Source organism: Stenotrophomonas sp. STEN056, from assembly GCF_056759635.1.
The window spans coordinates 1-10974 of sequence record NZ_JBRRDL010000056.1; the positions used below are offsets into that span (position 1 = coordinate 1).

The following is a 10974-nucleotide window of genomic DNA, read 5'->3' on the forward strand; positions in this document are numbered from 1 at the left end:
CCCCGGGGAGCCCCCCAGGGGCGGCGCCCCCCGGGGGGGGTCCTATACTGTTTTTGGGTTGCCCCGCCGGCACCCCCGCCGCGCCCCCCCTGGGGGGGGGCCCCCCCGGGGCATCAGAACCAGAAACGCAGGCCGGCGACCCAGCGTGAATCGCTCACACCTTCGCCGGCATCGCGATGCAGGTCGGCGGTGCGGCCAAACTTGCGCTCGTGCAGGAAGCCGACGTATGGCGCGAAACGGCGGGTGATTTCGTAGCGCAGGCGCAGCCCGGTTTCGATATGGCCCAGGCCGCTGCCTACGCCGCGGCGCGGATCATCATCGGCGGCGATGCTGGCTTCCACCACCGGCTGCAGGATCAGGCGGTTGGTCAGCAGGACGTCGTACTCGACTTCAAACGCCAACTCCGCCTTGCGCGTACCGCCGAGGTAGGCCATGGCCGAAACCTCGAACTTGTACGGCGACATGCCCTGGAAGCCGATGGCCGCGCGGGTGAGGTCGGGTGTTTCGCGGCTGTTGTCGTGGCGTACGCCGCCCACCACATCCCACCAAGGGGTGATCGAACGCCCGTACAGCGCGTCCACCGACCAATCGCCGAGCGTGTCGTCACTGCGCTCGCCCTCGCTGCGTATCCACAGGCGGTCGATGTCGTTGCCGACCCAGGCATCAATGCCCCAGGACTGGCCACTGCCGTGGGCGTTGTCCCAGCCTTCCAGGTGGTCGAACACGACCAGGCTGTTGATCGAGCGGGCATGCTCCATGGCATGCGGCTTCAACGGCGGGAACGCAGCGGCGAAGTCTTCGACGGTGGGCACCGGGATCGGTTCGCGCGGTGTGTCACTTGCTGCCTTCTTTGGCATTGCGTGACCGGCGTGTGGATCGGCACCGTGATTCATGCCTGACATGTCGTGGCCGGCATGCGGATCATCTTTCGCCGTTGCAGGCATGTGGTGACCTGCATGCGGATCCGCACCATGCGCGCTGTGATCCATCGCCTTCATGTCATGGCCGGCGTGCGGGTCGTCCTGTGCAGGTGCCGGCATGGCGTGGCCTGCATGCGCGTCGTGCGTCTGTGCGGTCGGCTTGGTTTTCGGCATGACATGGCCGGCATGCGGATCCACCGCAGGCTTGGCAGCCGCGCCGTGGCCTGCATGAGGGTCCTGTGCGTATGCAGCGCCGCTGGTGACCAGGGCCAGGAACAACAGGGAGTGGGAGATGGTCTTCATGCTTCGATCCTCACTTCGCGCATCATTCCCGCTTCCATGTGGTACAGCAGGTGACAGTGGAACGCCCAGCGGCCGAGTGCATCGGCACGCACGCGGTAGGTGCGGCGGGTACCCGGCGGCATGTCGATGGTGTGCTTGCGCAGCTGGAAGTCACCATTGGCATCTTCCAGGTCGCTCCACACGCCATGCAGGTGGATCGGGTGCTGCATCATGGTGTCGTTGACCAGCACGATGCGCATGCGTTCGCCGTAGTTCAGGCGAATGGGTTCGGCGCCGCCGAACGGAATGCCGTCGAAGTTCCAGGCAAATTTTTCCATGTGCCCGGTGAGGTGCAGCTCGACCTCGCGGCCGGGTTCGCGACCATCGGGATCCTCGAACAGCGAGCGCATCGCGCCATAGGTCAGCACGTTGCGGCCATTGCCGCGCAGGCCGATGCCCGGGTCGTCCAGCTTTGGTTCGGTGGCTGCGGTCTGCATGTCCACCAGCGGGTTGCCGGCTTCGCTGGGCTTGTGCTTCGGCGTCTTGTCGCCCGCCGCACCATGGCCGGCATGCGCATCGTGGCCCATGGCCGCGCCGCAGCCGCCTTCCATGCCCTTGCTCATGTTGGCGCCGCAGCCGCCTTCCATTCCGGCATGGCCGCCGTGGCTGCCCATGTCGTGGCCCATGTCGCTCATGGTCAGCAGCGGGCGCGGGTCCAGTGACGGAATCGGCGCCTGCAGGCCGTGCTGCACGGCCAGCGTGCCGCAGGCGTAGCCGGTGCGGCCCATGTCCTGTGCGAATACGGTGAAAGCGTCCTGGCCGGTGGGCTCGACGATCACGTCAAAGGTTTCGGCCGGGGCAATGCGGAACTCATCAATGCTGACCGGATGGATGTACTGGCCGTCGGCCGCCACCACGGTCATCTTCAGGCCCGGAATGCGCACGTCGAAGTACGTCATCGAGGCACCGTTGATGAAGCGCAGCAGCACCTTTTCGCCGCTGCGGAACAGCCCGGTCCAGTTGCCGGCCGGCGCGGTGCCGTTCATCAGGTATGTGTAGGTGTGGGCGTTGATGTCGGAGATGTCCGAAGGCGTCATTCGCATCCGGCCCCACATGCCGCGGTCGGACAGCGTCTCGCGCAGGCCGTCCTTGCGTGCATCGCGCAGGAAATCACCCACCGTGCGCAGGTAGGTGTTGTCGTGCATCGGCATTTTCTTCATGCGCCGGTGCAGCGCATTGACGTCCATGTCCGTCCAGTCCGACAGCATGACCACATGCTCGCGGTCGAAGTGGTACGGCGGTGGCGCCAGCGGATCGACGATCATCGCCCCGTACAGGCCGGCCTGTTCCTGGAACAGCGAATGGCTGTGGTACCAGTAGGTGCCGGACTGCTTGAGCTGGAAGCGGTACTGGTAGGCCTCACCCGGCGCGATGCCGTTGAAGCTCATGCCCGGCACGCCGTCCATGTTGGCCGGCAGCAGGATGCCGTGCCAATGGATGGAGGTGATCTCGTCGGTGAGCGTGTTGGCCACGCGCAGGTTGACCGTGTCGCCCTCGCGCAGGCGCAGGATCGGCGCCGGCAGCGAGCCGTTGACGGTGATGGCACCGCGCGTGCGGCCGGTGAAGTTGACCGCCGAACGGCCGATGGCCAGGCTCAGCTCGGTGCCGCGCAGCTCAGCGCCCGGCACGGCCATGGCGGCAGTGGAAGCAAAGGCGCTGGGAATGCGCCCCAGCCCGGCACCGGCGACCACGCCGCCCAGGGCCATGCCCTGCACGAAGCGACGTCGCGACAGCGCCGAGCGCGAATCGGAAAGGAAATCGGATGACATGTGGAACTCCCGGCCATGCACGGGCGACACGATGCGCCGCGGCATGTCCTGAACAGATCAAGGAAGCGCCCGGGCTGAAAGCCGGGACGCAGGCATCTGTGCGGCGCATGGCTGCGCCGCCGGCGTTCAGGCGATGGGAGGCCGGTTGAGCTGGCCCGGTGCCACGTCATAGCGCGATGGCACGGGTGGAACGGGGGCAAGCATGTGCCGCAGCGGGGCCAGGCGCGTCATCGACGTGGCTGGCAGCATGTTGCAGTGTTGCTTGCACTCACAGGGGTTGCCATCGGCACAGGCCGAAGACGCCTTGCCGGCACTGTCTGCGTCGCACTGCAGGCTTACTTCCTGATGGCAGCAGTCGTGCGCGCTGTCATCTGCATTCATGGCCATTGCCTGCATCGGCATGGCCATGGCCGTCGCAGACCATGCCGACCCGACCGCACCGGCGATCAGGGACAGGCACAGCAGCAGGGGCAACAGAATGCGCGGCACAGGATGGCTGTCCAGAAACAGGCCTGAACCATAGCATTCCCGGGTAGGGAAAGAACTGAACGGTTTGTTGTTTTTGGGGGTGAGAGAGCGTTGGAGGTGGGTTGTCACGGTGGGAAGTGCAACGGCTTAAACGCACCCCTCCCCAACCCTCCCCTTGCCTGCTGCAAAGGGAGGGGGCCAAGGCAGCATTGCCGCGCGCGTACAGATCGCATGGACCCCCCCCTCCCTTTCGCGCAGCGAAGGGGAGGGCCGGGGAGGGGTGTTTCTGCTCTTGCCTCTTGCCCCCTCCCTTTCACGAAGTGAAGGGGAGGGCCGGGGAGGGGTGTTTCTGCTCTTGCTCTTGCACCCTCCCTTTCACGAAGTGAAGGGGGAAGGCCGGGGAGGGGTGCTCTCAGAGCCTTCCCATCGCCCGCCCAGTAGAATCCATACCACTCTTCACTGAAGTGGCATTCCATGTCCCAGCGCGCCTGGGTGGCGGCAGCCATCCGCAAGATCGAAGCCGATTTCAACCGCTCGGCCGATACCCACCTGATCCCGATGGACCTGCCGGGCTTCCCCGGTATTGATCTGTACCTGAAGGACGAATCCAGCCACCCCACCGGCAGCCTCAAGCACCGCCTGGCGCGTTCGCTGTTCCTGTACGCGCTGGCCAATGGCTGGCTGCGCGAGGGCTGCCCGGTGATCGAGGCGTCCAGTGGGTCCACCGCCGTGTCCGAGGCCTACTTCGCGCGGCTGCTGGGCCTGCCGTTCATCGCGGTGATGCCGGCCAGCACCTCGCCGGAAAAGATCGCCGCCATCGAATTCCACGGCGGCCGCTGCCATCTGGTGCAGCGCGCCTGCGACCTGAACTGCGAGTCCGAGCGGCTGGCACGCGAAACCGGCGGCCACTTCATGGACCAGTTCACCTACGCCGAGCGCGCCACCGACTGGCGTGCCAACAACAACATCGCCGAGTCCATCTTCAAGCAGATGGCCGAGGAACCGCACCCGGTGCCGGACTGGATCGTCTGCAGCCCGGGCACCGGCGGCACTGCCGCCACGCTGGGCCGCTACGTCAGCTATCGCCGGCACGACACGCTGATCCTGTGTGCCGACCCGGAAGTGTCGATCTTCTACGACGGCTATTGCGCGGCACTGGCCGGCAACGATTGGCGTGGGATGACCTGTGAAGGCGGCTCGCGCGTGGAAGGCATCGGCCGCCCGCGCGTGGAGCGCAGCTTCATTCCCACCAGCGTCGATGCGATGGTCAAGGTGCCCGATGCACTGAGCCTGGCGGCGATGCGGCATGTCAGTGCCACGCTGGGTCGTCGTGTTGGCGGCTCCACCGGCACCAACTTCATCGGCGTGCTGTATGCCGCGCAGCAGATGCGCGATGCCGGCCGCAGCGGTTCCATCGTCACCATCCTGTGTGATGCCGGCGAGCGCTACGCGCACAGCTATTACAACCCGGCCTGGTATGAACAGCAGGGCATCGACGTGGCCGGCGCCGATGCCGTCATTGCCGCTGCGGTGGCCGGGCAGGGCGCGCTGGCGCTGCCTTGTGCGTGGCTGGAAGCGTCGCCATATCAGTCGTGATGCCGGCATGGCCGGCGCTGTTTTCCCCAGGACCCCCATGAACACCAATCCCCTGCTCGATTTCTCCGGCCTGCCGCGCTTTGACGAAATCCGCCCGGAGCACGTCACCCCGGCCATCGATGCGCTGCTGGCCGAGGCCGAAGCCGCGGTGAAGGCCGCCGAAACGGTAGCGCCGGTCAGTTGGGAAACGTTCGTGACGCCGCTGGATGACGCCACCGAGCGTCTGTACCGCGCCTGGGGCCAGGTGTCGCACCTGCAGGCCGTGGTCAACACGCCGGAGCTGCGCGAGGCCTACAACGCCAACCTGCCGAAGATCAGTCGCTTCGGCAGCGCCGTGGCGCAGAACCCGGCGCTGTACGCGCAGTACAAGGCGCTGGCCGCATCGCCGGAAGCGGCGGCGTATGACGAGGTGCGCGCCAAGGTGCTGGCCAATGCGTTGCGTGATTTCCGCCTGGGCGGTGCCGAGTTGAACGAGGCCGACAAGGCCCGTTTTGCGCAGCTGCAGGAAGAACTGTCCGGGCTGCAGGCCAAGTTTTCGCAGAACGTGCTTGATGCCACCGACGCATTCGCGCTGCATGTGGACAACGAAAGCGAACTGGCCGGTTTGCCGGCCGATGTGATTGCCAACGCCCGCGCCGCTGCACAGAAAGATGAAAAGGAAGGCTGGAAGCTGACCCTGCAGATGCCGTGCTACCTGCCGGTGCTGACCTACGCCGACAACCGCGCGCTGCGCGAGCAGCTGTATCACGCCAATGCGGTGCGCGCGTCCGAGTTTGGCGATGCCACATTGGACAACAGCGGCAACATCGAGCGCATTCTTGCGGTGCGCGGCGAGTTGGCCGCACTGCTCGGTTTCGCCAATTACGGCGAGTATTCCATCGCCACCAAGATGGCTGCCGACGCGCCGCAGGTGCTGGGTTTCCTGCGCGATCTTGCCGCACGCGCCAAGCCGTACGCACAGCGCGACCGTGCCGAACTGGAGGCCTTCGCCCGCGACGAGCTGGGCCTGGAAGACCTGCAGGCGTGGGATCTTTCGTACGTCGGCGAGAAGCTCAAGCAGGCGCGCTACAGCTATTCCGAGCAGGAAGTGAAGCAGTACTTCACCGAGCCGAACGTGCTGGCCGGTCTATTTGGTGTGATCGAGCGGCTGTACGGTTTGAAAGTGCAGCCTGACAGCGCGCCGGTGTGGCACGAAGATGTGCGCTTCTATCGCCTGGTGGATGCCGACGGTGCGCTGGTCGGCCAGTTCTACATGGACCTGTACGCACGCGAGGGCAAGCGTGGTGGCGCATGGATGGACGACTGCCGCAACCGCCGCGTCACCGCTGCTGGCGTGCAGACACCGTTGGTGTATCTGGTCTGCAACTTTGGTCGCGGCAGTGACGGCAAGCTGGCAACGTTCAGTCACGACGAAGTCACCACGATCTTCCACGAAATGGGCCACGGCCTGCATCAGTTGCTGACCCGCATCGGCGAGCTGGCAGTGGCCGGCATCAATGGCGTGGAATGGGACGCGGTGGAGCTGCCCAGCCAGTTCATGGAGAACTTCTGCTGGGAGTGGGAGCAGGTGCAGGCGATGACCGCGCATGTCAGCACCGGCGCCGCGTTGCCGCGCCCGTTGTTCGACAAGATGCTGGCCGCCAAGAACTACCAGAGCGGCATGTTCACCGTGCGCCAGCTGGAGTTCGGTCTGTTCGACATGCTGTTGCACAGCCAGTACCAGCCGCAGGATGAGGGCGTGTTGCAGGTGCTGGAGCGCGTGCGCGACGAAGTGGCGGTGAATTTCCCGCCGGCCTGGAATCGCTTTCCCAACCAGTTCAGCCACATTTTTGCCGGCGGTTACGCGGCCGGTTACTACAGCTACAAATGGGCCGAAGTGTTGAGTGCTGATGCTTACGCGGCGTTCGAGGAAGCGCCGGAGAAGCTGCAGGAAACCGGCGCACGTTTCCGTAACGAAGTGTTGTCGCGTGGCGGCAGCCGCAGCGCTGCGGAGAACTTCCGTGCCTTCCGTGGCCGCGACCCGCAGATCGACGCACTGCTGCGGCACAACGGCATGGCTGCCTGAACGCGAGCGGCAGCAGGGCTGGTAAGCCGGGGACGGCGGAGTCAAGCTAGGCGGCGTACTTCCCCTGGCTTTGACGACATGCCCCGGCTCATTACCCGCGTCGCTGCCTGTGTGGCGATCATTGGTGCGGTGTTGTGGTTCCAGCCGCGCATCAACGAACCCGCTGCACAGGTCAGCAACGGACTGAATCTACGCAGTGCCCCGGACCAGCGCGCCGAGCGCCTGGCGGTGTTGCCGGTGGGCACCACCGTGGAAGTGCAGCGCTGCCTGGACGACCTGCAATGGTGCAATGTGCGCGCCGGTGGCAAGAGTGGCTGGGTGTCGGCCGATTACCTGGTTGCCAAGAGTGACGGCAAGCGCGTGCGCCTGGCCGATGCGGGCAAGGACCTGGGTGTGGTGATCGAGACGGCACAACCGGGCGGCTGAGTGAGCCCGGCGTCGTAGGGGCGGCCTTGGCCGCGAAACCGTATGGAAGAACATTCGCGCGATCCGCTCCCTCCCTTTGGCGAAGCCAAGGGGAGGGCTGGGGAGGGGTAAGCTTTTCGGCGCTCGGATGAGGCTCGAGCTTCGCGGCCGAGGCCGCTCCTACGGATTTGTTGCAACAGAAGCCCACAAAAAAACAGCCGCTTTCGCGGCTGTTTTTCATTGCATCCATGCAAGCCGGGGATTACACCCGGCCGAAGATCAGCGTGGCGTTGGTGCCGCCGAAGCCGAAGCTGTTGGACATCACCGTGTCCAGCTTGGCGTCCTGGGTCTGGCGCAGGATCGGGAAGCCTTCGGCACGCTCGTCCAGCGTTTCAATGTTGGCCGAGCCGGCCATGAAACCGTCGCGCATCATCAGCAGGCAGAAGATTGCCTCGTGCACGCTGGCCGCACCCAGCGAGTGGCCGGACAGTGCCTTGGTCGAAGACAACGGCGGCACTGCGTCACCAAACACGGCACGCACCGCGCCCAGTTCGGTCACATCGCCCAGCGGCGTGGAAGTGCCGTGGGTGTTGAGGTAATCGATCGGGCGGTTGACGGTGGCCATGGCCATCTTCATGCAGCGCACCGCGCCTTCGCCGGACGGGGCAACCATGTCGGCGCCGTCGGAGGTCACGCCATAGCCGACGAGCTCGGCGTAGATCTTCGCGCCGCGTGCAACGGCGTGGTCGTAGTCCTCCAGCACCAGCATGCCGCCGCCGCCGGCGATGACAAAGCCGTCGCGGTTGGCGTCATACGGGCGCGAGGCGCTGGCCGGAGTTTCGTTGAAGCTGGTGGACAGGGCACCCATCGCGTCGAACATCACGCTCATCGACCAATGCAGGTCTTCGCCGCCGCCGGCGAACACGATGTCCTGCGCGCCGTGGCGGATCAGGTCCGCCGCCGCGCCGATGCAGTGCGCCGAGGTGGCACATGCGGCCGACAGCGAGTAGCTCAGGCCCTTGATGCTGAAGGCAGTGGCCAGGTTGGCCGACACCGTCGAGCACATCGTGCGCGGCACCATGTACGGGCCGACCTTGCGCACGCCACGGTTGCGCAGCAGATCGGCCGCTTCCACCTGCCATTCGCTGGAACCACCGCCGGAACCGGCGATCACGCCGGTGCGCGGGTTGCTGACCTGGCTTTCATCCAGGCCGGCGTCGGCGATGGCGTCACGCATGGCGATGTAGCTGTAGGCGGCCGCGTCGCTCATGAAACGCTTGAGCTTGCGGTCCACCTGCGCGTCCATGTCGATATCGACCCTGCCTGCCACCTGGCTGCGCAGGCCGGCTTCGGCGTGGTCCGGTGCGGCGACGATGCCGGGGCGGCCATCGCGCAGGGCGCTGGAAACGGTATCCAGATCGTTGCCAAGGCAGGACGTGATGCCCATGCCAGTAATGACGACACGACGCATCAGAAGCTCTCGGTAGAAGTGAACAGACCCACGCGCAGGTCCTTGGCGGTATAGATCTCGCGGCCGTCGACCAGCATGCGGGCGTCGGTCTGGGCCATCACCAGCTTGCGGTTGATGACACGCGAGACATCGATTTCGTACTGCACCAGCTTGGCGCTGGGCAGCACCTGGCCGGTGAATTTGACCTCGCCACAGCCCAGCGCACGGCCACGGCCTTCGGCGCCCAGCCAGGTCAGGTAGAAGCCGGTCAGCTGCCACATCGCATCCAGGCCCAGGCAGCCGGGCATCACCGGGTCGCCGATGAAATGGCAGCCGAAGAACCACAGGTCCGGTTTGATGTCGAGCTCGGCCCGGATCAGGCCCTTGCCGTGCGCGCCACCGTCCTCGCGGATGTCGGTGATGCGGTCGAACATCAGCATCGGGTCATTGGGCAGGCGGCCCTTGTTGGGGCCGAAGAGTTCGCCGCGCGCACTGGCCAGCAATTGGTCACGCGAGAACGTATGCAGACGGGTCATCCGGGGGTAATCCAAAGCCAGGAACGAGCCGCCGAGCATGCGGCAGCACCTGCGTTCAATCAAATGTTTTAACTGGACGGTTGCGTATGTTCGGCGCAGTTCGCTGCCGTTCGGGGGCTGTTATCGACGATTTTGAATTGCACAATTGTGAGGACAAGTGTGCATTTAGCGACAACAGCTATCATGTTGGCGACCGTTCCGGACTGTTGTCGTGGCCCAGCTTCGCAAGATCATCCATGTCGACATGGACGCTTTCTACGCCTCGGTCGAGCAGCGCGATGACCCCCGATTGCGCGGAAAACCCGTTGTGGTGGCCTGGAAGGGTGCCCGCTCGGTGGTCTGCGCGGCCTCCTACGAGGCCCGCACCTTCGGCGTGCGTTCGGCGATGCCCGCCTTGCGGGCCGAGCGGCTGTGCCCGGACGCGGTGTTCGTGCCGCCGGACTTTGCCCGCTACAAAGCGGTGTCGCGGCAGATCCGCGAGATATTCCTGCAGCACACCCCGCTGGTGGAACCGCTGTCGCTGGACGAGGCCTACCTGGATGTCACCGCGTCACCGAGCTGCGGCGGCATCGCCACTGAAATTGCCCGCACCATCCGTGCGCAGATCCGCGAAACAACCGCGTTGACCGCGTCGGCAGGCATCGCGCCGAACAAGTTCCTGGCCAAGGTTGCTTCGGACTGGCGCAAGCCCGATGGCCAGTTCGTGGTGCCGCCATCACGCGTCGAACAATTCCTGACGCCCCTGCCGGTCAACCGCATCCCGGGCGTGGGCAAGGTGATGGCAGGCAAGCTGTCGGCGCTGAACATCGCCACCGTCGGCGATCTGCGTGAACTGCCACTGGAACAACTGGAGGCGTTGTTCGGCAGTTTTGGCGGCAGTTTGTATCGCCGTGCGCGTGGCATTGACGAGCGGCCGGTGGAGCCGGACCAGCCGGTGCAGTCGATCTCCTCGGAGGACACGTTTGCCGAGGACCTGCCGCTGGGCGAGTTCGATGACGTCATCACCCAGCTGGCGGAAAAAACCTGGCGTGCCACCGGCCGTACCGAGCGCGTGGGGCACACGGTGGTACTCAAGCTCAAGACCGCGCAGTTCCGCATCCTCACCCGCAGCTTCACCCCCGACACGCCACCCGGCTCGGTGGAGGAGCTGCGCGATATTGCATTGGCGCTGTGCCAGCGCGTGCAGTTGCCAGCCGACACCTTGTATCGCCTGGTGGGCGTGGGCTTGTCGGGCTTCCGTGATCGCGAGGATGTGGTGGTGCAGGGGGATCTGTTCCGGGATGTTCGGTTGGAGGATTGAGGGGGGGGGGGGGTTGATGTGAAGGTGTTGATGCGTCTCATGGGTAGGTTGGTCGCTTGGAGAAGCTCCCCCCAAGCCCCACACCCACGACCCCAACGGGCGGGCGGGGCGGCGGCCAGCCCC

Annotated in this window: 9 protein-coding genes; 4 read left to right on the top strand and 5 right to left on the bottom strand. The window is 65.5% G+C overall.

Annotated features, from left to right (window positions below; all coding sequences use genetic code 11):
* Positions 1–113 precede the first annotated feature (113 nt).
* The 3 genes from ACVOLO_RS17780 to ACVOLO_RS17790 form a co-directional block, all read right to left on the bottom strand.
* The gene (locus ACVOLO_RS17780) at positions 114–1223 is read right to left on the bottom strand and encodes a copper resistance protein B (protein WP_481571654.1); all 1110 of its coding nucleotides are present in this window, start codon (positions 1221–1223) and stop codon (positions 114–116) included.
* Positions 1220–3031: a copper resistance system multicopper oxidase gene (locus tag ACVOLO_RS17785; protein WP_481571655.1), complete on the bottom strand. Its 1812-nt coding sequence runs from the start codon at positions 3029–3031 to the stop codon at positions 1220–1222. The genes ACVOLO_RS17780 and ACVOLO_RS17785 overlap by 4 nt, the downstream gene beginning before the upstream one ends.
* A 126-nt stretch (positions 3032–3157) precedes the next feature.
* Entirely contained in the window at positions 3158–3520 is a 363-nt protein-coding gene (locus tag ACVOLO_RS17790) for a CopL family metal-binding regulatory protein (RefSeq protein WP_481571656.1), read from the bottom strand.
* Positions 3521–3973: 453 nt separating this feature from the next.
* Between ACVOLO_RS17790 and ACVOLO_RS17795 the strand changes: the two genes are divergently transcribed.
* The 3 genes from ACVOLO_RS17795 to ACVOLO_RS17805 all read left to right on the top strand — a co-directional run bounded on the left by ACVOLO_RS17795 (position 3974) and on the right by ACVOLO_RS17805 (position 7586).
* Positions 3974–5095 (top strand): PLP-dependent cysteine synthase family protein, encoded by a 1122-nt coding sequence (locus tag ACVOLO_RS17795; RefSeq protein ID WP_481571657.1) that lies wholly within the window; start codon positions 3974–3976, stop codon positions 5093–5095.
* A 37-nt stretch (positions 5096–5132) separates the two neighbouring features.
* Complete coding sequence (locus tag ACVOLO_RS17800) at positions 5133–7160, top strand: M3 family metallopeptidase (protein WP_481571658.1); 2028 nt, start codon at positions 5133–5135, stop codon at positions 7158–7160.
* A 78-nt stretch (positions 7161–7238) separates the two neighbouring features.
* Positions 7239–7586, top strand: a complete 348-nt coding sequence (locus ACVOLO_RS17805; protein ID WP_481571659.1) for an SH3 domain-containing protein — start codon at positions 7239–7241, stop codon at positions 7584–7586.
* A 241-nt stretch (positions 7587–7827) separates the two neighbouring features.
* On the opposite strand, the gene fabB is transcribed toward ACVOLO_RS17805, so the two are convergent.
* Positions 7828–9036 carry a beta-ketoacyl-ACP synthase I gene (gene fabB / locus ACVOLO_RS17810; protein ID WP_481571660.1) on the bottom strand — a complete coding sequence of 403 codons (1209 nt, stop codon included), beginning with the start codon at positions 9034–9036 and terminating at the stop codon, positions 7828–7830.
* The gene (fabA, locus tag ACVOLO_RS17815; protein WP_481571661.1) at positions 9036–9551 is read right to left on the bottom strand and encodes a 3-hydroxyacyl-[acyl-carrier-protein] dehydratase FabA; all 516 of its coding nucleotides are present in this window, start codon (positions 9549–9551) and stop codon (positions 9036–9038) included. Before fabA ends, fabB begins: the two co-directional genes overlap by 1 nt.
* 211 nt (positions 9552–9762) lie before the next feature.
* Between fabA and dinB the strand changes: the two genes are divergently transcribed.
* The gene (gene dinB, locus ACVOLO_RS17820) at positions 9763–10851 is read left to right on the top strand and encodes a DNA polymerase IV (RefSeq protein ID WP_481571662.1); all 1089 of its coding nucleotides are present in this window, start codon (positions 9763–9765) and stop codon (positions 10849–10851) included.
* Positions 10852–10974 lie beyond the last annotated feature (123 nt).